We start from the raw sequence: 22996 nt of genomic DNA, 5'->3' as shown, positions 1-22996 counted from the left end.
GACTTCGGAAGGACCCCCACCATGCGCAGACGCAAGTCCGGCATAGCCAGACGTACGCCGCTCAAGATCGCCACGGCCGCCGGGATCGCCCTGGCGGCGACCCTCGCCGCGACGGCCGGCGCGACCGCGGAACCCGACGCGCCCTCCCACCAGAGTGGCGCCGACTCCACCCAGCACGTGGAGTACTTCACCGGCCCGGCCGGCCACCCCCGGCACACCGAGGTGCCGGCCCCCGACCCGCTCACCGCCAAGGAGCGCAAGGCCGCAGCGGACGACGGCACCGTCGTCCCGATCGTGCAGAACGGCCCGGTCGGCTCCAAGGCCGACGTCGTCTTCATCGGCGACGGCTACACGGCGTCCCAGCAGGAGGACTTCCACGCCGACGTGCGCACGAAGTGGGCGGAGGTCTCGGCCGTCGAGCCGTACGCCTCGTACAAGAACCTCTTCAACGTGTGGGCCGTGGACGCCCACTCGCGGCAGTCGGGCGTCTCGGGCGACCCCACGAGCGACGTCCGCAAGGACACCGCCCTCGGCTCGGCCTTCTACTGCGACGGCATCGAGCGGCTGCTGTGTGTCGACACCAACAAGGTGGAGGCGTACGCGAGCAAGGCAGCCGATCCCGACCTGGTCATCGTGCTGTCGAACTCCACCAAGTACGGCGGTGCGGGCTACAACGACATCACCTCGCCGTCCGGTTACGACGGCATCGCCACCGCCTCCTCCGACAACGAGCAGTCCTCGCAGGTCGTCGTGCACGAGACGGGGCACTCGCTGGGCAAGCTCGCGGACGAGTACGTGTACGAGGAGTACGGCACGTACACGGGCGCCGAGCCGTGGGAGTCGAACATCAGCAAGCTGACCGCCGCCCAGCTCACCGCGCAGAAGAAGAAGTGGTACCGCTGGATCGGCCAGTCCTCGCCCGACGGAGGCACCGTCGGCGCGTACGAGGGCGGCGGCTACTACCCGCGCGGCCTGTACCGCCCGACGGACAACTCGATCATGCGCACCCTCGGCCGGGAGTTCAACTCACCCGGACGTGAGGCCATGATCGCGGGCTTCCACCGGCACGGCTCGACCGTGTCCGCGGTCACGCCCACGGACAAGGAGGTCCGCCGCTCCCAGCGCGTCAAGGTCCTCGCCGCCAAGGGCGTACAGCTGCGCTGGTCCGTCGACGGACGCTCCGTCAAGAAGGGCGTCGACGCCCGCTCCATCACACCGAAGGCCCTGGGCGTCCCCGCCGACGGCCGCGCCCACAAGGTCACCGTGCGAGCCACGGACCCGACCCGCGCGGTCCGCGCCCCGGAGCTGCGCAAGCTCCTCAAGGGGTCGGTGACGTGGCGGGTGGCGCGCTGAGGCGCTGCCGCGTGCACCGCTGACCGACGGCATTCCCGTCGGCCGCACGGGCCGGTGACCAGCGCCTCACGGGGCACAGGGGCACCGGCCCGCTGCCGTGCGCAGGCGGCATCCGCCGAGCGTGTCAGGCCTTCACGGCGGAGTCGAGGAGGGTACGGCCGGCGGGGCTGAGGGTGTGCAGTGCCCGCTTGCCCTGGCGCGTGAGGGCGGCCAGGCCCGCGTTGCGCAGGACGCTCGCGTGTTCGCTGGCGCTGGCCGGAGAGATGCGGGCATGAGCCGCCAGCTGACCGGTGGTGCAGCCGGAGTGCTCGGCCATCACGCAGAGCACGGTGGCGCGGGTGCGCCCCAGCAGGGCGCGCAGGGACGTCGGCACCTCGGCCAGCGCGCCCGCGGTGAGGGCGACGGGCGCCAGCGTGGACCGGAAGCCGTCCCGGATCGGAAAAGTGATCCAGGGCTGCCCGTCGTCGGGGTGGTCGAATGCGGGGAAGTGGGACCCGAAGACCGTGGGGATGAGGAGCAGACCACGGCCGCCGAGGGCGACGTCGCCGTCCCGGCCCGAGGCCGTGGTCATGTGCAGCACGGGTGGCTTCCACGTGATGTAGCGCGGGTTGAGGTCCCTGAGCAGACGCTCGACACCGTGATCTGCAAGCTGCTGCAGCCGCAGGGCCCGGTCGGCGCCGTGCGCTTGCTCGATCCGGGGCCAGTAGGGAGCGACGAACTGCTGGTGCGCGTACTCCACGGCGTCGGCCAGGTGCCGGATCAGCCGCGGAGACTCCCGCAGCTGCCGTACCGCCCTCGGGGTGCTGCGTTGTCCGGAGCCCCAGAGTTCCAGCTCAGCCGTGACCTGTCGCGCCGGGGTCGAACGCAGCTTCTCCAAGTCGTCGAGGACGTCCGGCCCGTTGAGGTCCAGGAACTGTGGTGTCGCACCCAGGGCGGGGATGAAGGCGAACAGGACTCCTGCGCGAGGATGCATGCGTGCGGCGGCCCGCTGCCGCCAGGCGTCGAAGCGCACCGGATGCGTCGTCTCCTGAAGCAACCGGATGCCGATCGAGAGCTCCAGGAGCGGACGGACTCCGGAGGCCATGCGCGTGCGGATGAGGTCATCCGCCGTGAAGTGGATCCGCAAGGTCACCCGCGAGAGTCTCTCCATCGCCATCGTTTCGGACCAGCCCGAAACGAGTCGACTCTCGAACCCCTCCCACCGAATCTGGTGACGCGCCACCGCGGTGCCCGGGCCCCCGGCCCCTGACCGGAGACCTCGCACCGGCTCCCAGCTGCTCCTTCAACGTTCTTCCAAGGTTCGTTGCAGGACAGCTGCCGACAGTGGTCGCGGCCCCAAACACCACTACGACAGGGGGAACAATGACCAGATCGAGCCGCGGCAGGGCCGTCCTCGCCGCGAACGCCGGGCTGATCGCCTTGCTGGCGACCGCGGGAGCCGTCACGCCCGCGCAGGCCGGTTCCGCGCGCACGGATTCCGGCAAGGCCGCCTCCGAAGCGTCGACGCGCGTGGTGCCGAACCGCATCATGTCGTGGAACTCCAACGGTCAAAAACTCGGCACGCCCGAGGATCTCGCCCGGCACATCAAGCGCTTCAAGCCACGCGTGGTCGTCCTGCAGGAGTCGTGCAGGACGGAGGTGCGCAAGGCCGTGAGGCTGCTCAAGGCAGACGGCATGGAGTACGCATTCCGCCACGGGCCGGGGGCCAACAACCCCGGCTGTGAGGGGGTGAGTCCCGTGGGCAATTCCGTGCTGTACGCCAAGGGCACTCCGTTCCAGGGCTACCGCCACAAGGAGTACCGGCACGATGAATGGGGCGAGAAGCGCTCCTATCAAACCTTCACCACGCGACTGGCGGGGCAGCGGGTCCAGGTGTTCAACACCCATCTCAGCAACGGGGGCTCCCAGAGCGGGTTGAGGGTCGAGCAGATCAAGGAACTTCTGGGCGCCGCACGCGGACACGGGAGGGTAGTGATCGGTGGCGACCTCAACGCCCAGCCGTCGTTCAAGGAAATGCGGCCGATCTGGGACGCCCCGTTCCAGGACGTGGATCCGTTCTGCCGATGGAATGGCGGCAACCCCGACCTCAAGTGCAATCCGACGCTTGTCAATGAGCACGTGAAGTTGAAGTTCGACTACATCCTCCACCGAGGCATCAACTCCCGGAACTGCATGCTGGGGCCGGTGAACGGGGATCACCGGGTCCTCATCAGCGACGTCACCACCGCCGCGGGCCCGCGGGTCCCCTGCTCCGAGGGCTGATCACCGCTCTCCGGTGCCGCCCTGCGGAGGGGAGGCGACACCGGACGCCTCGTCGCCGGACAGGCTGTGCGGAATCAGCCCGTCCGGCGGTCGAGGACGGAGCCGTGGCGTGGGCAGGGGGGACCCGCGCCACGGCTTCCCGCCGAAAGATCAGACCACCGCGCCCGTTCCGCGCTGTCGGCGCCGGGCCTCCAGCGGACTGGCGGGCCGGTCCCGCTTCTGCGGCGTCGAACTCCCGCGCGGTGCGGCCGGGTTGCGCTGCTCCAGCGACACCGCGACCGGAACCGCCACGGACACCGTCGACGCCACGCCCACGATGACGCCGGCGATCAGGGCCACCGAGAAGTCGGCGAGGGAGTCGCCGCCGAGGACCGCGAGAGCGGCCAGGACGAACAGGGCGCCCATGCCGGTGTTGACCGTGCGCGGGAGCGTGCGGATCACGGCGGTGTTGGCTGTTCTGGCCAGGTCGGCGCGGGGGTCGCGGCGGCGGGCCTCACGGATGCGGTCGAAGACGACCACCGTGTCGTTGACGGAGTAGCCGATCACGGTGAGCACGGCCGCGAGGAAGACGCTGTCGACGGTCTTGCCGAGCCACGCGAACAGGCCGACCACAAGCAGCACGTCGTGGACCATCGCGGCGACGGCCGCCGACGCGAACGTCCAGCGGAACCGGACGGTGAGATAGATGAGTTGGGCGGCCACGGCGATGCCGAGCGCGACGAGTGCCTTCTGGCGCAGCTCGTCGCCGAGGCTCGGGCCGATGCGCTCGTCGCGTTCGACGGTGGCCTGCCCGCCGCCCTTCTCGGCCAGCGCCTCCCTGATCTTCTCCTGTTCGGCGTCGCTGAGTTCGCCGGTGCGTACGGTGATGTCGTCCGAGCCGGACTCCTGCACCACCGCGCGCGGAAACCCGGCGTCGGCGACGGCCTTGCGGGCGGTGTCGGCGTCGACCTGCTTGCTGGTGCTGTACTCGACGAGGCGCCCGCCGGTGAACTCGACGCCCAGGTCGAGGCCGCGCAGCGCGATGCCCGCGACGGCGACGACGACGAGCAGGGAGCTCGCGCCGAGCCAGCGGCGCCGGTGGCGCACGATCTGCGGCTCGCGGCGGGCGAGGAGGGTACGCAGCCGGCCCGTGGTGGCGAGGCCGGTGAGGCGTGGGCGGCGCCGCACGAAGCCGCGGCGCACGGCGGTCTCGGCGAGCACCCGCGTGACGACGAACGCCGACACCATCGACACCAGGACACCGATGGACAGCGTCACGCCGAAGCCCTTCACCGGGCCGGTGGCGAAGGTGAAAAGGAGGCCCGCGGCGAGCAGCGTCGTCACGTTGGAGTCGATCACGGCGCTCCAGGCCTTGGTGAAGCCGGTGTGCAGGGCCTTGGGGAGGCTTCTGGCCCCCGCGCCCCGGCCACGGGCGTCCGGGTTGGTGGCGCGGGCGCCGAGGTACTCCTCCCGGGCGCGTTCGAAGACCAGCACGTTCGCGTCGACCGCCATGCCGATCGCCAGCACGAACCCGGCGAGCCCCGGCAGCGTCAGCGTGGCGCCGATCGCGAGCAGGGCCGCGTACGACATGAGTCCGTACAGGGCGAGCGCCACGGTGGCGAGCGCGCCGAGGAGCCGGTAGACGAACGTGATGAACAGGGCGGTCAGGGCGAGGCCGATGAGGGCGGCCTGGGTGCTCGCGGCGATGGCCTCGGCGCCGAGCGTGGGGCCGACGGTGCGCTGTTCGACGACGTCGACGGGCACCGGCAGGGCGCCGCCCTTGACGAGCGCGGCCAGGTCCTTGGCCTCGTCCTCGTCGAACCCGCCGGTGATCTGGGTGCTGCCGCCGGTGATGCCGGCCCCGCAGCGGACGTCCGCGTTCACGCCGGGCGCCGAGATGACCTTCCCGTCGAGGACGATGGCGACACGCCGTTCGGGCGCGCCCTGCGGCGCGCACGCGGCCTCGCCGGTGACGCGCGCCCAGTCGCCGCTCGCCTTGCCGCGGAAGTCGAGCGTGACCTGCCAGCCGTTCATGGACTGCTGGTCGAAGACCGCCTCGGCGTTCTTGACGCCCTCGCCGGTGAGCGCGGTCGGGCCGAGCACGAGGTGGCCGCCGGGCCGGTCGGGGTCGGGCAGGGTGCGGGAGCCGTCGGCGGCGGTCCCGCCGGATCCCTTCCGGTCGGTCTCGCCGGTCACCGGGTGCACGGTCAGCTGCGCGGTGCGGCCGATCACCTCGGAGGCCTCGCGGGGGTCGCGCACCCCCGGAAGTTCGACGACGATCCGCCGGTCCCCGGCCTGCGCGAGGCTCGGCTCGGACACGCCGAGTGCGTCGACGCGCTGCCGCAGGACCTCCAGGGCCCTGCGGGTGGCGTCGGCGTCGGCTTCGACGGTGGGTGAGTCCTTGGTCTGCAGGACGATCTGCGTGCCGCCTCTGAGGTCGAGGCCGAGGCGTGGTGACTGGGTGAGGGCGAGGTACAGCGAGGCGGCGACGGCGACGAGTGCGACGATCGCCCGCCACATGGGTGCGCGGGGCATGGGAGTTCTCCACATCCACGGGGACCCGTGGGGCCGGGGCCAGGGGGCGGTGAGGCCGGTCGGTCCGGGCGGTCCATGGGTCCGTGAGGTCCATGAGCTCGCGTCGTTCACGGGTGCGTGGGATCCACGGGCCCGTGAGGTTCACGAGGAGGGCATGACGAAGGGGGACGGCCCCGGGACCGGTCCGGGCGCGGGGCGGGCTCGCGCCCCGGCGGGTCCGGCCTGTCGGGCGGCGTCCGGTGAGGTGTCGTCAGCTCTGTCGGGACGGGGGTCCGCGCGGCTCGGGCGCCGCGTCCGCGAACCGCGGGGGCGGTGTGGAGGTGCTCGGCCGTGCGTCCGGTCCGCCGAGGGCCCGCAGCGGCGCGCGGTCGGCAATGGCACCGGTGGCGCCGAAGTACGGCGGGTGCGGGACGTGGGCCTGGTGGAGGTGCGCGACGGTCGCGTGGACGGCGCGCGGGGTGTCCTGGCCGGACGAGGCGTACGGGCCGTGCGCCCTGGGGCGTTGCTGGCCCGGGGAGTTGGTGGAGTGCGGACCGCCCGACTGGGCCGCGGCCGTCCAGGCCTGGACGGCGGGCCCGGTGGCCGCGCTCGCGGCGCGGGACGGCACGGCGAACGCCAGGACGGCGACGACGGCCGAGAGAAGCGACGCGGCCAGCCTGGCCGACCGGGTGCGATACGGCACGCGGGGCCTCCTGGTCGAGTCGGTGCCGGGGCGGCGGTGGGTCGGCGGTGGTCGGTGTGCGCGAGGTGGGCGGGCGGTGGGCCCGCGGGCGAGGTGGGCGTCCGCGAGCGGTCGGTGCGTGGAGTCGGGCGCGCGTGGAGTCGGTGCGGTCGGTCCTTGGTACGTGGAGTCGGTGACTGGTCGGTGCGAGGTCGGGGCGAGATCGGTGTGCGGTCGGCGCGCGGGGCGCCAACCGCTTCAACGCGCGGGGCAATTGATTAGGTTCCCGGCTGCGCGCTCCGGAGTGCGGCGGACGGACATGTCCCCTTGTCCGGCTCGGCCACACGCTGCGCCCGCACCGGACTTCGCCCTCGGCAGAACGCGCTACGCCATCGGCAGAACGCCGACCACGACGGGAACACCGCTCCTAACCTGAAGCCGTGAGCAGCCACGCGACGAACCCGACGAATCCCACGAGCCCTCCGCACCGGGCGGGCCGGGCCGCCGCCCGCGTCATCCCCCTGCGGCCCGCGCGCCCCACGCGCCAGGCCCGGGACACGGAGGCCACAGCGCCGGGAGCCACCGCCCCGGCCGCCGCGCCCGCACCCGGCACCGTGCCCACCGCCCCCGGCCCCGCCCCCAGAGAGCCCCTGTGGCGCCACCTCGTCGGAAATCTCCTGCGCCGCGAACGCCGCGCCCAGGAGCGCACCCTGAAGGACGTCGCCGACGCGGCCCGGATCTCGGTGCCCTACCTCTCCGAGGTGGAGCGCGGCCGCAAGGAGGCGTCCTCCGAAGTGCTCGCCGCGGCCGCCGCCGCACTGGGCCTCGACCTCGCCGACCTCCTCGCGCTGGCCCACGGCGAACTGCTCGCCGCCGCCCGCCGCCCGCGCTCCCGGGACCAGCGGGCCGCGACGGCCGCCCAGCGCCCGGCCACGGCACCCCAGCAGCGCGCGGTGTCCATCGTCACCACCCCGCTCGCGGCGCCCCACGGCACCACGGACCAGGGATCGCACCAGGCCCAGCTCCGGCTCGCCGCCTAGGCCGGGGTGTCGGCTGGTCCGACGCCTCCCCCGCCCGGCGTCGAACTCCTGGACGTACGGCGGCTCCGCCTGGTGGAGGCCCCCGCGCCCGAGCCGCCGCCGTGGGAGCGGCTCGCCATGGACCGCGTCTGGGACGAGAAGGTCCGGGCCAACCCGAGTCTCTTCGACGGGCCGGTGGCGGCGTGCGCGGGCCTGACCCGGGACGGGCCGCACGGCGTCGTCCTCACCTGGGCGAGGACGACGTACCGGCGCTATGTGCTGCGGTGGGTCCCCGGTGCCACCGCGCGCCTGCCCGGGCTCTTCGCCGACGTCGCGCAGCCGACCTGCGACGGCCGCCTGCTCGTCGGCCGGATGGGGCGTTCGACGTCCACGCCCGGCCGCTGGCTGCTGCCGGGCGGTTCCGTGGAGCCGCCCGGCGACGGCCAGGTACTCGACCTGGCCGCGGTGCGCGGGCACGCCGCCCGGGAGCTGGCCGAGGAGACCGGCATCGAGTCGGCGCCCGGGGAGCTCCGGCTGTGGCTCGTGACGCGCGGGACGCACGGCAGCGTCGGCGTCCTGTTCCTCGCCCCGCCGCGCCCTGCCGCGCTGCTGCGCGAGCGTTTCGCGTACCGGGTCGCCGCCGAGACGGCCCGGGGTCGCGAGCCGGAGCTGGACCGGATCGCGCTCGTCGGCTCCTGGGCCGAGCTGGCGGAGCTGACCGGGCCGGGTGCCGACCACGCCGACTATCTGGAGCCGGTCGTCGCCCGGTACGCGGGGGCGGCACAGCCCGACCCCGCACGACCCGACGCCGCACGGCCCGGTCCCGCACCGTCGCCCGGTCCCGCACGGCCCGGTCCCACACCGCTCAGGCCGCCACCGCCCGGCGGCGGCTGACGACCTCGTCGGCGAGGCCGTAGGCGACCGCCTCGTGGGCGGTGAACACCTTGTCCCGGTCGGTGTCCGCGCGCAGCGTCGCCACGTCGTGGTGGGTGTGGCGGGCGAGGACCTCCTCCACCTGGGCGCGGATCCGCACCATCTCCTTGGCGTGCAGGCTCAGGTCCGAGACGGTGCCCTGCTGTCCGCCGCTCGCGGGCTGGCCGAGCAGCACCCGGGCGTGCTCCAGGACGAACCGCCGCCCGGGGTCGCCGCCCGCGAGCAGCACGGCCGCGGTGGAGGCGGCCTGGCCGACGCAGAACGTCGAGATCGGCGCGCCGACGAACGTCATGGTGTCGTAGATCGCCATCAGGGAAGTGACGGAGCCGCCGGGCGAGTTGATGTAGAGCGCGATCTCGTGCTCCGGCGCGGCCGACTCCAGGTGCAGGAGCTGGGCGATGACGACGTTGGCGACGCCGTCGTCGATCTCGGTGCCGAGGAAGATGATGCGCTCGGACAGGAGCCGGCTGTAGACGTCGTACGCGCGCTCGCCCTGCGGGGTGCGTTCGACGACGGTCGGGATCGTGTACTGGCTCATGGTCATCGGGTGCGGGCCCGGGTGCCTCGTGGAGTGGTTCATGGTCACAGCCCCATCCGTCGCTTCGAGGCCGCCGGGCGGACGTCGGCGAGCGACGTCACGACGTGGTCGACCATGCCGTACTCCTTGGCCTGTTCGGCCGTGAACCAGCGGTCGCGGTCGCCGTCGCGGGCGATGGTCTCCGGGGACTGCCCGGTGTGCTCCGCGGTGATCCGCTCCATGGTTCGCTTGGTGAACTCCAGGTTCTCCGCCTGGATCGCGATGTCGGCGGTGGTCCCGCCGACGCCTGCCGAGGGCTGGTGCATCATGATGCGCGCGTTCGGCAGCGCGTGCCGCTTGCCGGGGGTGCCGACGGTCAGCAGGAACTGGCCCATGCTGGCGGCGAAGCCCATGGCGAGGGTGGAGACGTCGTTGGGGATCAGCTGCATCGTGTCGTAGATGGCGAGCCCGGCGTGCACGCCGCCGCCGGGGCTGTTGATGTACAGGCTGATGTCGGTGCGCGGATCCTCGGCGGAAAGGAGCAGGAGCTGGGCGCAGACCCGGTTCGCGGAGACCTCGTCGACCTGGGTGCCGAGGAACACGATGCGCTGGCCGAGGAGTTGCGCGGCCAGCTGGTCGTCGAAGCGGGTGGCGGGGGTGTCCCCGTCCTCGGCACGCGGGTGCGCGGGCCAGTCGGTGTGCGGCGGTGTCATCTCGGGCCTCCTCGTCGTGGTGCGGTCGGTGGGACCACTGTGGATCGGGACGAGGAGGACCGGCCGCTTTCTCGGCCGTCGGCAGATTCGCCGACGGCAGAGGCGGGACCGGCGCGTGGTACGGATTCTCCGGGAGCAGAGCGGGACCGGCGCCCGTGGTGGCGCGCCGGTCCCGCGGAGAACGGCCCTACGCCTTGGGCCACCACGGCGCGGTGGCGTCGCGCAGCGTGTTGGTGCCGCAGTGCACCTCACCCATGCCGAGGTGGTACGTGTACCAGTCGTCGATGTAGGTCGTCTTGAAGCCCGCCTTGGCGTACACGGAGGTCACGGCGTCGGTGAAGATGTCGCGGCCGCCGATGACGGGACCCCACTGCTGGGGCGCCAGGTAGCTCGTCGGGCTCAGCAGGACGCCGTTGACGGCACCCGGCACATACGCGCTGTGCGTCCGCGTGGGGGCCTGGGGGGCGTCGGCGCCGCCGCGCTCCTTCTGCTCGTCGGCGCCGCGCAGCTGGTTGAACTTCTGCAGCCGGTCGGGGCCCATGCGGCGCAGCTTGCGGCTGTCGCTGAGGGCGCTGCCCTCGTCCCCGTCGCGCGTGAACAGGCCGGGCACCTTGACGATCTCGTCGTCGGTGATGCCGGTCTCGCGCTTGAGGATGTCGAGGTTCGCCTTGATGCGCTCGGCCGCCAGCTTGTTGTCGGCGTGGAACTTCGACGAGGCGAGGACCTTGTCGATGGTCTCCTTGGGCGCCGGGACGTCGGGGGAACGCGGCACGGAGAACATCTTCTTGGCGCCGTGGCCCTCCCGCTTGGCCTTGGCGAGCAGTTCCACACCCATGGCCGGGTCGGCGACACCGATGCGCCAGCCGCGCGGGGTATCGGCGGGCAGGAACTGGACGAACTCGTCCACGTGGCCGACGGTCAGCCAGGACGTGTCGAGCAGCAGCGGCGCCTGCACGCCCTGCGACTTCAGGAACGTGCGCATCGCCTTGGCGGGCTTGGAGCCGGAGTCGGCGCGGTAGCCCTGGATGATGCGTCCGGCGGGGTAGCTCTTGCCGTTCAGGGTGTACGGCGGAATGGTCTCCAGGTTGCCCATGGAGTTGAGCGTCCACTCCTCGCTCTCGCGCACCCCGTTGACCTGCACCACGCCGACGTCCGGTCCGCGCATCTTCTCGAACAGCTCGCGCCCGGCGTCCCGGTCGGGCTGCGCGGAGCGGATGAGGACGCGCATGGTGTGCTGCTTGCCGCCGGGGCCCGGCACGCTCGCGTAGGCCGGCTCGACGAAGTCCTGCGCCCACGGGTCGGCGTACTTGGTGAACTTCGTCATGGGCTTGGCTATCCCGGCGTCCTTCACCTTCTTGGCGAGGTCCTTGACGAACTTCTGCTGGGCACGGCTGTAGGGGCCCTGGCCCTGCACCTCGGTGACGAGGACTTCCTGGGTGCGCTGCAGGTGGTGGTGGGTGAGGACGGGGGCGGTGCGCAGCACGACGTCGTCGGAGCGGGACGTGCCACCGCCGGTGACGGTGAAGCGGACCTTCACGTCCCCGTTCCACTTCGCCGCGTCGCGCACCACGTCGGTCGCCTCGACGCCCAGCTCGACGCCGTCGCGCAGCTCCTTGGTGGTGAGCTTGTCGGTGGGCCGCAGCAGGGTCCAGCGGCCGTCGCGCTTGACGAAGAGGCGGGACTTCTTGGCGCCGGCGCCGACCGTCTTGGCCGTGCCGTGGCTGCCGGCCGGGGTCTTGGGCAGCAGCACGGTCTTCAGCCGGGCCAGGTCGGCGGCGTCGCGCGCGCCGTTGACCTTGGTGTCCGAGGCGTCGTTGCAGCGGGCCAGCTTGGCGTCCGTCAGGGGCCGGCCCTGCGCGTCCTTGACGGGGCAGCGCTTGGCGTCGTCGTCGACGTTCGGCAGGACGACGGCGCCCCGGGTCGCCGTCCAGGTGTTCTCACCGGCCGAGTCGGTGGTGCCCTCGACGTCGACGCGGCCGTCACGGTTCACGTCGGCGCGCAGGTCGGGTACCTGGGGCGTGGCCGGGGCGCTGCCCGTCTCGGCCATGGCGGTCGCTCCGGTGGCGGCGAGCACCGAGGCCATGCCGGTGGCAAGGGCGGCGTTTCTCCATCTGTGCGTGCGCACAGTTCCCCTCCTTGTTCTGGCCCTCTGGTCAGTTGGTCATGGCGAGGGCCGTTGCCAAGGAAGAGTCGTCTCGGGCGCGAGAGGTTGATGCGCGGGAGGAAGAGATGAAAATTGCCGTCCGCCGGTGTTCGGGGCGCCGACGGTGCGCGAGTCCGCGACGGTGTCGAGCGTGCGGCGGTGCCCGGGTCAGGGCTTGCGGGCGACGCCGCCGAAGTCGTCGACCTCCGCGGGCGGCTCGGACCCCCCGGGCGCCGGGCGCCACCGGGACACGGAGACCAGGCCGGGCTCGACGAAGTCGAGGCCGTCGAAGAAACGGGCGAGTTCCTCGGGGCTGCGGTTGACCCGCGGGTTGTCGCCCGCCTCGTTCCACTGCTCGATCATCCGGCGCATCTGCTCGGGCCGGATCACCTCGGTGTCGTCGCACAGGACGAGGTGGCTGCCGGACGGCAGGGCGTCGGTGAGGCGGGCCACGACCTCGTACGCGGAGTCGTCGGTGAGGTGGGCGGTGATGCCGAGCAGCATCAGCGCGATCGGCTGTGTGAAGTCGAGGGTGGCGGCGGCGCGTTCCAGGATGGTGCCGGGGTCGCGCAGGTCGGCCTGGATGTAGTCGGTCGCGCCGTCGGGGGCGCTGGTGAGCAGGGCCGCGGCGTGGGCGAGGACGATCGGGTCGTGGTCGACGTAGACGATCCGGCACTCGGGGGCGGTCCGCTGGGCGACCTCGTGGGTGTTGTCCGCCGTGGGCAGACCGGTGCCGACGTCCAGGAACTGCCGGATCCCGGCCTCGGCGACGAGGTACGTCACCGCGCGCGCCAGGAAGGCGCGCTGGGCGCGGGCGATCTCGGTGATCTCCGGGTTGGCCGCCCGGATCTCGTCGCCGACCTGACGGTCGACCTCGTAGCAGTCCTTGCCGCCCAGCCAGTAGTTCCAGATGCGCGCCGAGTGCGGCACGTTGCTGTTGATGAGCGACACGTCGTACGACATGGCGAATCCCCCTGGTCGGTCGGCTCCTGCGGCCACTCAACCTAGCCCGCTGTGGTCGCGGCGTCACGGGAACGGAGGGGGCCACGGCGTCGGAGTGGTGCTGGTAACAGAATTCGCCGAAACGCTTCTCCTGGTTCATGCGGGGCTGGTGGGCTGACCGCGCTCAACTCACCGATCAACAGGAGGCGTGCGTGAATCTCGTCGTCAACGGCGACGCGGAGAGCGGGACGGGCGGCACGGCCGACCCCGTCACGACGGTCCGCGGCTGGAAGGTCGCCCAGGGAGCCCCGGCGCTCATCGCCTACAGCCTCGGCGGGGGCTACCCGACGCCGACGGACCCCGGGCCCGCCCGGCGCGGCAGTCGCTTCTTCGCGGGCGGGAACAGCCCGCGGACCACGCTGGTCCAGGACGTCTCGCTGCCCCGGAGCGGCCCGACGGGGCGGCGCGCCGTCGACGCGGGCAAGGTGCGCTACACCGTGACGGCGTGGCTAGGCGGCTACGCGACGCAGGAGGACGGGGCGCGCCTGTCCGTGGAGTTCCGCGACGCCAAGGGCACTCCGGTCGCCCTCAGCGTCCTCGGTCCGGTCGGCGCGGCCGACCGCGCGGGCCGCACGGGGCTCCTGGAGCGCACGGCCGAGGCGGCGGTGCCGCCCACCGCCCGCTCCGCGCGGGTCCTGCTCGTCTTCACCCGCAGCGGCGGCGGCACGTCCAACGACGGCTACGCGGACGCCGTTTCCCTCACCCTGAAGCCCGCCGGAGGCCGCTGATGACCGTCAACCGCCGTGACCTGCTCAAGTCCGCCGCGGCCGCCGGCGCGCTCAGCCTCGCCTGGCCGCTGGCCTCGGGCCTGACCCCCGCGCAGGCGCGCGAGGCGGCCGAGAACCTGGGCGCCGAGTACGACCGCGCGCCCTTCACGCTCGGCGTGGCCTCCGGTGATCCGCAGCCCCACTCGGTGCTCCTGTGGACCAGACTCGCGCCCGAACCCCTCGCCGCGGAACAGAAACTGCCCGAGGTCGTCGAGGTCGACTGGGTCGTCGCCAAGGACCCGGGGCTGCGCCGCGTCGTGGCCCGCGGCACCGCGCCCGCGTCCGCGACGCTCGGCCACAGCGTGCACGTGCCGGTCGGCGGCCTCGCGCCCGGGCGGCACTACTGGTACGCGTTCAAGGCGCTCGGCAGGACCAGCCGCGTCGGGCGTACGAAGACGGCGCCCCGCGGCCGTGTCTCCAAGGTGACCTTCGCGGCCGCGAACTGTCAGGCGTTCCACGACGGCTTCTACGCCGCGCACCGCGGGATCGCCCGCGAGAAGGTCGACTTCGTCGTCCACCTCGGCGACTACATCTACGAGCACGGCCAGGTCGGCGGCGTACCCGAGAAGCATGTGCGCGACCACGACGGCCCGGAGATCCTCACCCTCGCCGACTACCGCAAACGGCACGCTCTCTACAAGGGCGACAAATCGCTGCGCGAGGCGCACGCGGCCCATCCGTGGTTCCTCACCTGGGACGACCACGAGGTGGTCAACGACTACAGCGGCACCGGGGGCGGCGCTCCGTTCATGCGGCGCCGCGCGGCCGCGTACCAGGCGTGGTTCGAGCACATGCCGCACCGCGACTCCTTCGGCGGTTCCGCGCTGCCCGACCCGGAGATCCACCGCGTGCGCCGCTGGGGCGACCTGCTCGAACTCTCCGTCCTCGACCTGCGCTCGTACCGCTCGGCGCAGAACCTGCCCGACGGCACGATCCTCGGCGCCGAGCAGAAGGCGTGGCTGAAGAAGACCGTCGACCGCGCCCCCGACACCTGGCACGTCTGGGCCAACTCGATCATGCTGAGCCAGCTCCGGGGACGGCCCGGCGGCTCGTACATGTTCACCGATCAGTGGGACGGCTTCCTCGCCGAGCGGAAGGAGGTCCTCGGGCACGTGCACAAGAGCGGCCTGGAGGACCTCGTCGTCATCACCGGCGACTGGCACTCGGCGTTCGTCGACGACATCCGCACGGACTTCGACGAGCCCGAATCCCCGCTGGTGGGCACGGAGTTCACCGCGCACTCGGTGACCTCGGGCGCGTACGACGCGAACTGGAACGCGACCAACGGCCCGCTGATGGGCAAGGCCAATCCGCATCTGAAGTACTTCGAGGGCAACCGGTACGGCTACGACGTGTACGAGGTCACGCCGGAGCGGTTCAGCGCCCACATGCGGGTCATCGGCGACCGCCGCGATCCGCGCTCGCCCGTCAGCACGCTCACGACGTTCCATGTGGACCGGGGCAAGGCCGGATCGTACGAGGACGAGGGCACGAAGAACTCGCCCGCGCAGTACCGCAGGGACTAGCGGAGCCGTGCCGCTCCGTCCGGCCGGTTCGGACCCCGAACCGGCCGGACGGCCGTCGACGCGGAAGGTGCGGGCCACGGTGTGCCGTGCCGGTAGCTCACCCGGTACGACATGAGCTGCTGCGCCACTGCGCCCCTCTCCCCGTTTCCTCATGGATGCGGCGGTCCCACATGCTCGCATCCGGGTCAGGAGGGGACTTGGGGGTCCCCAGGGCCGACGAGGCCGATCTCGTACGCGAAGATGATCGCTTGCGCGCGGTCCCGCAGCGACAGCTTGGCCAGCAGGGCGTTCATGTGCGTCTTGACCGTGGAGCGGCCGATGCCGAGGGCCGCCGCGATCTCGGGGTTGCTGAGGCCGCGGGCCACCTCCCGCAGGACGTCCCGCTCGCGCCCGGTGAGGACGTCGAGCCGCCCGTCGGGGCGGGCCCTCGGGCCGACCGTTCCGGTGGCGAAGGCGTCGATGAGGCGGCGAGTGACCTCGGGGGCGAGGAGCGCCTCGCCGGCGGCGACCGTGCGGATGGCGTCGACCAGTTCCTGGGGTTCGCAGTCCTTCAGGAGGAATCCGGACGCGCCGCCGCGCAGGGCGGTGAAGACGTACTCGTCACGGCGGAACGTGGTGAGCACCAGGACCCGTGTGGACGGCTCCGCCGAGGTCAGCAGGCGGGTCGCGGTCAGCCCGTCCATGCCCGGCATGCGGATGTCCATCAGGACCACGTCCGGGCGGCTGACACGGGCGAGTTCCAGCGCCTCGCCGCCGTCCGCCGCCTGGCCGACCACGGTCAGGTCGGGTTCGGCGTCGATGACGGCCGCGAATCCGGCGCGGACCACGGACTGGTCGTCCACGACGAGCACTCGGACGGTCATGTGGCTGCTTCCTTCGTGGTGGGGGTGCGGGTGGTCGGCATGGGGTCAGGCACAGACACGGGCGTCGGCGCGGACTCACACGCGGGTCCGGTGGGAGCCGGAGCGTCCGGTTCGTCCAGCGCGTCCAGAAGCTCCCGCAGCCCCGCGAGCGCCGCGCGCGCCCCGCCCGTGACCTCGGTCAGCGCCGTCCGCACGGCCACGGCCCCGCCGAGACCCGCCTCCGCGTGCCGTACCAGCGCCACGGTGTGCCCCACGACCGCGGCGTGCAGGCCCGCGGCGACCCGCCGCCGCTCCCCCGCCACCGCCTCGCCGACCCGCGCCGCGACCCGGTCAAGGACCCGCCGCTCCCAGGGGCCGCCCTCGCCACGCCGGGCCCGGGTGAGCAGGCCGAGCGCCCAGACGGGCAGCAGCCAGGGCACCGCGGCGAGGCCGAGGGCGGCGAGCAGTGCGACCGCGCCGGGGCCTGCCGACTCCCCCGGATCGCCCGCCACGGCGAGCCCGACCGCGACACCGCCGACCACACCGACGGCGACGGGGGCGGGCCAGGTCACGCGGGGCGGACCGTACGCGGCGACCGCGTGCAGTGCGGCCAGTTCCGCCGTCCACGCCAGGGCGAGCGGCCCCAGCCAGTCGGAGTCGAGCGGCCCGAAGGCGGCCGCCGCCGACCAGCCGAGGGTCGTCGTCAGCATGGCCGCGAGGGCCGTGACCGGTGCCCGCCGCCGCAGGAGCAGCGGGGCCGCGTGCACGCTCAACAGACCGGCGAGGACGGCCAGTTCGGGCAGGGTCGGGCCGGAAAGAAGCGGGGCGGGGCCGACGCACGACAGCAGGAGCGGCAGCGCGGCGCAGAGGACGTACAGCACCGCGTCCATGACCATGGCTCGCACCCGGGGCCGGGCGCCCGGGACCGGCAAGGTCGCCTCAACTCCCCATCCACCGGCGCTTGTCGGCCCGGCGCTCAGCACTCCACCCACCCCATGGACCCGCTCCCGCATCCCCGCGAGCCCTCGCCCGGTGCCCGACGGCGCCCCGCCGTCCGCCGCCGGCCCGGCCGTCGGCCTCTCGTTGACCACCGTGACCGTCAGCTCCCCGGCGCCGTACCGCAGGCAGACCGCGACGGGCGCCCCGGCCGCGTACCGCATCGCGTTCGTCAGGGACTCCTGGACGATGCGGTACGCGGCCACGGAGATGTCGCCCGGCAGCGGGCGGGGGCGGCCCTCGGTGGTGCGGGTGACGGGGAGGCCGAGGTGTTCCAGGCCCGCGCACAGGTCGGGGACGGACTCGTGGGGCGCGCCGGACGCGTCCGTGCCGTCGCCCACGACCGCGACGATCCTGCCCAGCGAGGCGAGGACGTCACGGCCGGTGGCGGCGGCCGAGGTCAGGGCTTCGGCGGCCAGTTCGGGGCGGGTGCCGGCGAGGCGGAGGGCGGCGGCGCTCTGGACGGCGACGGCGGTGAGGTGGTGTCCGGCGGCGTCGTGGAGGTCGCGGGCGAGGCGTTCGCGTTCGGCGTGCGCCGCCGCACGGCGTTCGCGCTCCACGGCGGCGAGGCGGGTGAGGACCTGCGCGCGACGGGCGGTGCGGTGCCTGCGGAGGGTGCCGCACAGCACGATCAGGAGGTGCAGCAGGGCGCCCGCGACGAGGCTGTCGAGCAGCGGGCCCGGGGTGTCGAGTCCCGCACCGAATCCGGTGTCGGCTCCGGTGTCGGTTCCTGTGTCGGTTCCTGTGTCGGCTCCGGTGTCGTCTTCCGCTCCCTCGCCGGTGCCGGGCACGGGGATCCCGTGCAGGGGGAGCACGGCGGTGGCGAGGGCGGCGGCTCCGAGTACGCGCCGCGCGGAGCCGTGTGCGGCCAGGGAGAACAGGGCGACCCACAGCGCGCAGGGCAGCGCGGGCGTCAGCGCCGCCCGCGGCAGCAGTGCCTCCGCCGACCCGTCGGCGAGCAGCGCCACACCGAAGACCGGCAGCGGCGCCACCCTGCGCCACACCAGCGAGACGGCGGCCACCCCCAGGGCGAACACCCCGACAAGCACCTGCGGGACCACCTCACCGGCAGCACCACCATCGCCACCACCGTCGGATCCGGTCAGGACCCCCGAGAGCACGAGCGCCAGCACATGCCCCATGAGCAGCACGGCGGGCACCGCCGCGTCGGCGGCCCCCGGCCATCCGCGTACCGCTCCCCGTCCCACACTCCGACCCTACCGGCGCCTTTCTCCACCCACGGGTGGAGGCGACCTGGGCCGGTCGGCCGGGGCCCACTCCCTGCCCAGGCAGGACGTCCGCGCGCCCGCGCCACGGTGTGCTTGAGGCATGAGCATCGACCGACGTACAGCCGTCGCCGGAGGTCTCGCCGCGGGGCTCGCCCTGACCGCGAAGGACGCAGCGGCGAGGACGGCGCCCGGCCGCGACCGGGGCGCCCCTGTGATCACCGTGCGGGGCGAGTCCCCGACCCGCTCCAGCATCCCCACGGCCCGGGACCCGAGAGCGTCGGGCGGCGCGCTTCTCGCCCTGGCCACGGCCGAGCCCCCGCCACCGCCGCGCGGTTGGTACGCCACGTACACCGTGGACGTCCCGACCGCGGGGCCGTACCGGATCGAGGCCGTCGCGACGGTCCCGGTGGAGCAGCCGCACACCGAGGGGACCGGCTCGTACTTCCGGCTCGCCCTGAACGGCGGGGCGTCGTGGGCGGTGACGCGTTCGCAGCCCTACTGGTACGAGTCCCCGAAAGCGTGGGGCGACCTGTCGCGCCTCGCCCTCGGCGACGTGGAACTGCGGCGCGGCGTCAACACCCTCACGTTCACGGTCGACGGGCCCACGGTCCTCGACGACTACAACGGATACCGGTTCCTGCTCGACGAGTTCACGCTCACGCCCGTACCGGTCGCGCTGCGCTCGGTGCGGCTGCGGGGCCCGGCGAACAACCTCGGGCACTGGCGCGGGAACGCCCCGGCGGAGCTCCGCTTCGGCCTGAACGGCGCGGCGCCGCGCGCGCTGACCGTGACGTACCGCGTCCTCGACTACTACTCCCGTCAGGTGGCGTCCGGACGCGTCCCGGTCCCGCCCGGCGCCGGGACGGCCCACGCCGCGCTCCCCGCGCTGCCGCCCGGCAACTACCGTGCCGTCGCGGCGCTGACGACGGCCCCCGAGGACACCGTCACCGGCTGTTTCGCGCACCTGCCCGCGCGGCGCGCTCCGCGCGGCCCGGCGAACCGCTTCGGCGTGAACGTCTTCACGCACGCCCTGGTCCCGCCTGCCCTCCTGCCCGCCCTCGCGACGGCCATGGAGTCGATGGGCGTGCGGTACGTGCGCGACGGCAGCGCCTGGCCGGCCGCCCAGCGCGAGCCGGACGGGCCGTTCGACAGCGGCCTGCACGAGGCGGTCGTCGAGGCGTTCCAGAAGCGGGGTCTGAAGGTCCTCGAGGTCGTCTCGCCCCCGCCGGACTGGGCGTTGACGCCGACGTCCATGCCGCTGCCCGCCGACCTGCGGCACGCCTACCGCTACGGCGCGCACCTGGCGGGCCGCGGCAAGCGGGTCGTGTCCGACGCGCTCCAGCTGTCCAACGAGCCGGACGTGGACGACACCGCGAGCACGGGCGACCAGCACGCCGCGTTCGTGAAGGCGGCGGCGCTGGGCATGACGGACCAGCAGGACGGGCCGCCGGTGGTCCTTCCGGGCATTGCGGCCGGGGGCGTGTTCCAGGAGCTGATGCTGCACAACGACGTGGTGCGGTACGCGGACGTGTGGAGCTTCCACGGCTATCCGGCGCTGGACGACACCGACCCGGACTTCCCGTCGTCGGCGGAGGACCAGGCGGAGCTGCGGGAGCGGTTCGGGGCGACGACGCCGCTGTGGATGACGGAGTCCGGCGCGTTCCTGCCGGCCGAGCCAGGAACGGACCTCGCGTACGCGGCGCAGCGCACCCAGGCCCGCTATCTCGTCCTGTCGACGGTGGAGAGCCTGGCGGCGGGCACGGAGCGGCAGTTCTGGTTCTGCGGGCCGCCGTGCACCGACGAGGGCGTGTCGTTCGCGCTGCTCAGCCGCGACTTCCAGCCGCTGCCCGCGTTCAGCGCGTACGCGGCCCTGACGGGGCTCCTCGGGGAGGCCAACTACGTAGGTCTGCTGGAGGAGTTGCTGGCGCACGCGGCCGGGTTCGTGTTCGGGGACGGGGCCGGGCGCACGGTCACGGTGGTGTGCGCGCCGAGGCCCCGGGACGTGGCCGTGCCCGTGCCGGACGGTGCGACGCGCGTGTACGACATCATGGGCGCCGCGCGCGGCACCCCGGTCCGGTCAGCTCACGGCACGGTCCGTGTCGCCGCGTCCCGCGACCCCCTCTACCTGGTGACCGACGCGCCTCCGCCCCGCCGCCCGAGGCCCCCGGCGGGCGACGACCGCACCCGGGCCCGACCGCTGTCCGCCGCCGAGCACATCGTCCTCAGCCAGCGGTACACGGCCGCGAACGCCGCGCCCCACAAGGAGGACGGGGACGCGGAGCCGCCGCTGGGCTACCGGCTCGGCGCGTCCACGCGCATGACGGTCGACGTCTACAACTTCCACACCGCCGCCCGGACCGTGACAGTGTCCGGGCGGGCCTTCGGCGGCTGGGCGGTGACGCCGCGTCAGGAGCGGGTGCGGGTGCCGCCCGGAGAGCGGGTCGGCGTGGACTTCACGGTCACGGCGGGTCCGAAGGTGCGCCCCGGTGTCGATCTCCCTCTCGTCTTCGAGGCCGACCTGGACGGTGCGGCCGTGCCGCCGTCCGTGGCCCGCGTCCAGCGCCGCCGGGACCGGCCCCACCAGCGGCCGGGCAGGCAGCCCGCCCTCACCCCGGTGATCGACAAGGTCACGCCGAAGGACGGCGCCACGGTCACCGGCCCGTCCGTGCGGCTCACGGCGCGCATCGCGGACGCGGTGTCGGGCGTCGACGCGGAGCGGATCAGCGTGGAGGTGGACGGCGAGCGCATCGCGCACCGCTTCGACGCGGACAGCGGGGGACTGACGGCGACGGCTCGACTGCGGGCGGGGCGGCACACGTTCCTGATCCGCGCGTTCAATTACGCGCATGCTCCGGTGGTGCGATCGGTCAGGGTGCGGGTGCTGCCATGAGCAGCGGCGCCAACTCCCGCCGGCGCTTCGGCCCGTGCCCGGGTGGCTCCTCGCACCCGTACACCTTCACGCTCCACGCCCTGAACACCGCGAAGGTACCGGTCCTCACATTCGGCTCCCCGCGGCTAGGCGGGCAGGGAGCCCGCGTCGTCGGCGGCCGGATCCGGGGCACGGAAGGTGCGGCGATACGCCGACGGGGCGACGCCCGCCTCCGCCGCGAGGTGCCGCCGCAGCGAGGTGGCGGTGGCGAAGCCGACCTCGTGGGCGACGCGTTCCACCGGCAGATCGCTGGACTCCAGCAGGTGCCGGGCCCGCCGCAGCCGCTGCGAGGTCAGCCAGCGGCCGGGGCTCAGACCGGTCTCCTCCTTGAAGCGCCGGGCGAAAGTACGGGTGCTCATCGCCGCGTGCGCCGCCAACTCGTCCAGCGACAGCGGCAGTTCGAGCCGCCGCAAGGCCCAGTCGCGGGTCGGCCCGGTGCCGGTCGCACCCGTCGGCGGCAGTGGCCGCTCGATGTACTGTGCCTGCCCGCCGTCCCGGTACGGCGGCACGACGCAGAAGCGGGCGGCCTGGTTGGCGACCTCGGTGCCGTGGTCCTGGCGCAGCAGATGCAGGCACACGTCGAAGCCGCTGGCCGCCCCCGCCGAGGTCAACACGTCACCGTGGTCGACGAAAAGAACTCCGGCGTCGAGCTCGACCCGGGGGAACCGTTCCCGGAAGTGGTCGCTGAGCGCCCAGTGGGTGGTGGCCCGACGCCCGTCGAGGAGTCCGGTGCCGGCCAGCAGGAAGGCACCGCTGCAGATCGACACCAGACGGGTGCCGGGCCGGACCCTGGAAAGCGCGTCCAGGGCCTTGGAGTCCGTGGCGGCGGTCGGGGCCCGAGTGAGGGCGTAACCAGGGATGATCACGGTGTCCGCCTCGGCCAGGGCCTCGGGGCCGCGCCCGGGTGTGACGGTCAGGTCCGAGACGGTGCGCACGGGCTTTCCGTCCACGCCCGCAGTCACGACCTCGTAGCGGCCACCGGCGGAGCCCAGGACGTGGTGAGGGATGCCGAGTTCGAAGGGGTAGACCCCGTCGACCACGAGGACGACCACCTTGTGGGCGCCGGGAGTGCCGGGGGCGGCATGGTGGGCGGGCATGGCGAGAATGTATCGGAGGCTGACCTTTCTGCCATGGTCGAGGCCGGCCCGAACGGCAAGGATCGAGAGATCCGAGTGTCGATTCGACGTCGGGCGTGTCCGGCCGAGCACAGGAGGTTTCCATGGCCAAGGGCTACTGGGTCAGTGTCTACCCCGCCGTGTCCGACCCTGAGGGGCTGACCGACTACAACGAGCTGGCGGGTCTGGCTGTCCGGGACGGCGGCGGGCGCGTCCTGTCCAATTTCGGTCGAGTCGTCGCCCACGAGGCCGGAATCAACGAACGCGTCGTTCTGATCGAGTTCGACGGCTTCGAACAGGCGGTCGCGGTCTACGAGAGCGAGGCATACCAGAAGGCGCTGACGGCCCTCCCCGACGGCTTCGAGCGCGACTTCCGCATCGTCGAAGGCGTCGACTGACCAGCGGGCCAAGCCATCGCCGGGCCTCCGCCACCCGCACCTCGCCACGGAGAGCGAAAGGGGCCGCCCGGCATCCG

The 22996-nt window shown here is 73.2% G+C and carries 18 protein-coding genes; 8 read left to right on the top strand and 10 right to left on the bottom strand.

Annotated features, from left to right (window positions below):
* Nucleotides 1–21: 21 nt before the first annotated feature.
* Nucleotides 22–1353: a M64 family metallopeptidase gene (locus OO63_RS02180; RefSeq protein WP_030356919.1), complete on the top strand. Its 1332-nt coding sequence runs from the start codon at nucleotides 22–24 to the stop codon at nucleotides 1351–1353.
* Between the two features lie 124 nt (nucleotides 1354–1477).
* Here OO63_RS02180 and OO63_RS02175 read toward each other — a convergent pair whose 3' ends face one another.
* Nucleotides 1478–2485, bottom strand: a complete 1008-nt coding sequence (locus OO63_RS02175) for an ArsR/SmtB family transcription factor (protein WP_051810448.1) — start codon at nucleotides 2483–2485, stop codon at nucleotides 1478–1480.
* Between the two features lie 230 nt (nucleotides 2486–2715).
* On the opposite strand from OO63_RS02175, the gene OO63_RS02170 reads away from it, so the two are divergent.
* Nucleotides 2716–3615 carry an endonuclease/exonuclease/phosphatase family protein gene (locus OO63_RS02170; protein ID WP_030356921.1) on the top strand — a complete coding sequence of 300 codons (900 nt, stop codon included), beginning with the start codon at nucleotides 2716–2718 and terminating at the stop codon, nucleotides 3613–3615.
* 150 nt (nucleotides 3616–3765) lie between these two features.
* Here OO63_RS02170 and secD read toward each other — a convergent pair whose 3' ends face one another.
* Both secD and OO63_RS02160 read right to left on the bottom strand, forming a co-directional pair.
* The gene (gene secD, locus OO63_RS02165; protein ID WP_030356922.1) at nucleotides 3766–6129 is read right to left on the bottom strand and encodes a protein translocase subunit SecD; all 2364 of its coding nucleotides are present in this window, start codon (nucleotides 6127–6129) and stop codon (nucleotides 3766–3768) included.
* Nucleotides 6130–6379: 250 nt separating this feature from the next.
* Entirely contained in the window at nucleotides 6380–6811 is a 432-nt protein-coding gene (locus OO63_RS02160; protein WP_030356923.1) for a hypothetical protein, read from the bottom strand.
* 494 nt (nucleotides 6812–7305) lie between these two features.
* On the opposite strand from OO63_RS02160, the gene OO63_RS02155 reads away from it, so the two are divergent.
* Nucleotides 7306–7830 (top strand): helix-turn-helix domain-containing protein, encoded by a 525-nt coding sequence (locus tag OO63_RS02155; protein WP_397622180.1) that lies wholly within the window; start codon nucleotides 7306–7308, stop codon nucleotides 7828–7830.
* A 6-nt stretch (nucleotides 7831–7836) separates the two neighbouring features.
* Complete coding sequence (locus tag OO63_RS02150) at nucleotides 7837–8703, top strand: NUDIX hydrolase (protein WP_051810447.1); 867 nt, start codon at nucleotides 7837–7839, stop codon at nucleotides 8701–8703.
* Here the strand turns inward: OO63_RS02150 and OO63_RS02145 are convergent.
* The 4 genes from OO63_RS02145 to OO63_RS02130 all read right to left on the bottom strand — a co-directional run bounded on the left by OO63_RS02145 (nucleotide 8675) and on the right by OO63_RS02130 (nucleotide 13078).
* Nucleotides 8675–9280 carry a ClpP family protease gene (locus OO63_RS02145; protein WP_030356926.1) on the bottom strand — a complete coding sequence of 202 codons (606 nt, stop codon included), beginning with the start codon at nucleotides 9278–9280 and terminating at the stop codon, nucleotides 8675–8677. The genes OO63_RS02150 and OO63_RS02145 overlap by 29 nt on opposite strands.
* Before the next feature lie 44 nt (nucleotides 9281–9324).
* Nucleotides 9325–9972: an ATP-dependent Clp protease proteolytic subunit gene (locus OO63_RS02140; protein ID WP_030356927.1), complete on the bottom strand. Its 648-nt coding sequence runs from the start codon at nucleotides 9970–9972 to the stop codon at nucleotides 9325–9327.
* Between the two features lie 187 nt (nucleotides 9973–10159).
* Nucleotides 10160–12055, bottom strand: a complete 1896-nt coding sequence (locus OO63_RS02135; protein ID WP_030356928.1) for a protein-arginine deiminase domain-containing protein — start codon at nucleotides 12053–12055, stop codon at nucleotides 10160–10162.
* A 228-nt stretch (nucleotides 12056–12283) separates the two neighbouring features.
* Nucleotides 12284–13078, bottom strand: a complete 795-nt coding sequence (locus tag OO63_RS02130) for an SAM-dependent methyltransferase (RefSeq protein ID WP_030356929.1) — start codon at nucleotides 13076–13078, stop codon at nucleotides 12284–12286.
* A 191-nt stretch (nucleotides 13079–13269) separates the two neighbouring features.
* Between OO63_RS02130 and OO63_RS02125 the strand changes: the two genes are divergently transcribed.
* Nucleotides 13270–13845, top strand: coding sequence for a hypothetical protein (locus OO63_RS02125; RefSeq protein WP_030356930.1), 576 nt, complete (start codon nucleotides 13270–13272; stop codon nucleotides 13843–13845).
* Nucleotides 13845–15410 (top strand): alkaline phosphatase D family protein, encoded by a 1566-nt coding sequence (locus OO63_RS02120; RefSeq protein ID WP_030356931.1) that lies wholly within the window; start codon nucleotides 13845–13847, stop codon nucleotides 15408–15410. The genes OO63_RS02125 and OO63_RS02120 overlap by 1 nt, the downstream gene beginning before the upstream one ends.
* Before the next feature lie 185 nt (nucleotides 15411–15595).
* Here the strand turns inward: OO63_RS02120 and OO63_RS02115 are convergent, their stop codons facing one another.
* A complete protein-coding gene (locus OO63_RS02115) occupies nucleotides 15596–16273 on the bottom strand; it encodes a response regulator (RefSeq protein ID WP_030356932.1) in 678 nt (225 codons plus the stop codon).
* The gene (locus OO63_RS41970) at nucleotides 16270–18456 is read right to left on the bottom strand and encodes a sensor histidine kinase (protein ID WP_051834855.1); all 2187 of its coding nucleotides are present in this window, start codon (nucleotides 18454–18456) and stop codon (nucleotides 16270–16272) included. The genes OO63_RS02115 and OO63_RS41970 overlap by 4 nt, the downstream gene beginning before the upstream one ends.
* A gap of 121 nt (nucleotides 18457–18577) precedes the next feature.
* Between OO63_RS41970 and OO63_RS02105 the strand changes: the two genes are divergently transcribed.
* A complete protein-coding gene (locus OO63_RS02105) occupies nucleotides 18578–21367 on the top strand; it encodes a hypothetical protein (RefSeq protein WP_030356934.1) in 2790 nt (929 codons plus the stop codon).
* A 125-nt stretch (nucleotides 21368–21492) separates the two neighbouring features.
* On the opposite strand, the gene OO63_RS02100 is transcribed toward OO63_RS02105, so the two are convergent.
* A complete protein-coding gene (locus OO63_RS02100) occupies nucleotides 21493–22503 on the bottom strand; it encodes a GlxA family transcriptional regulator (protein ID WP_030356935.1) in 1011 nt (336 codons plus the stop codon).
* Between the two features lie 122 nt (nucleotides 22504–22625).
* Between OO63_RS02100 and OO63_RS02095 the strand changes: the two genes are divergently transcribed.
* Entirely contained in the window at nucleotides 22626–22919 is a 294-nt protein-coding gene (locus OO63_RS02095; RefSeq protein WP_030356936.1) for a DUF1330 domain-containing protein, read from the top strand.
* The last annotated feature ends 77 nt before the right edge of the window (nucleotides 22920–22996 follow it).

It is taken from the genome of Streptomyces alboflavus (assembly GCF_000716675.1).
Classification (GTDB): domain Bacteria; phylum Actinomycetota; class Actinomycetes; order Streptomycetales; family Streptomycetaceae; genus Streptomyces; species Streptomyces alboflavus.
This window is presented reverse-complemented; position numbering and strand designations above follow the sequence as displayed.

What these genes read in the sequence shown, in the direction of transcription:
- OO63_RS02180 (WP_030356919.1), top strand. Translation starts at nt 22, where the DNA reads ATGCGCAGACGCAAGTCCGGCATAGCCAGACGTACGCCGCTCAAGATC.
- OO63_RS02170 (WP_030356921.1), top strand. Translation starts at nt 2,716, where the DNA reads ATGACCAGATCGAGCCGCGGCAGGGCCGTCCTCGCCGCGAACGCCGGG.
- secD (WP_030356922.1), bottom strand. Translation starts at nt 6,129, where the DNA reads ATGCCCCGCGCACCCATGTGGCGGGCGATCGTCGCACTCGTCGCCGTC.
- OO63_RS02145 (WP_030356926.1), bottom strand. Translation starts at nt 9,280, where the DNA reads ATGAGCCAGTACACGATCCCGACCGTCGTCGAACGCACCCCGCAGGGC.
- OO63_RS02140 (WP_030356927.1), bottom strand. Translation starts at nt 9,972, where the DNA reads ATGACACCGCCGCACACCGACTGGCCCGCGCACCCGCGTGCCGAGGAC.
- OO63_RS02135 (WP_030356928.1), bottom strand. Translation starts at nt 12,055, where the DNA reads ATGGCCTCGGTGCTCGCCGCCACCGGAGCGACCGCCATGGCCGAGACG.
- OO63_RS02130 (WP_030356929.1), bottom strand. Translation starts at nt 13,078, where the DNA reads ATGTCGTACGACGTGTCGCTCATCAACAGCAACGTGCCGCACTCGGCG.
- OO63_RS02120 (WP_030356931.1), top strand. Translation starts at nt 13,845, where the DNA reads ATGACCGTCAACCGCCGTGACCTGCTCAAGTCCGCCGCGGCCGCCGGC.
- OO63_RS02115 (WP_030356932.1), bottom strand. Translation starts at nt 16,273, where the DNA reads ATGACCGTCCGAGTGCTCGTCGTGGACGACCAGTCCGTGGTCCGCGCC.
- OO63_RS02105 (WP_030356934.1), top strand. Translation starts at nt 18,578, where the DNA reads ATGAGCATCGACCGACGTACAGCCGTCGCCGGAGGTCTCGCCGCGGGG.
- OO63_RS02100 (WP_030356935.1), bottom strand. Translation starts at nt 22,503, where the DNA reads ATGCCCGCCCACCATGCCGCCCCCGGCACTCCCGGCGCCCACAAGGTG.
- OO63_RS02095 (WP_030356936.1), top strand. Translation starts at nt 22,626, where the DNA reads ATGGCCAAGGGCTACTGGGTCAGTGTCTACCCCGCCGTGTCCGACCCT.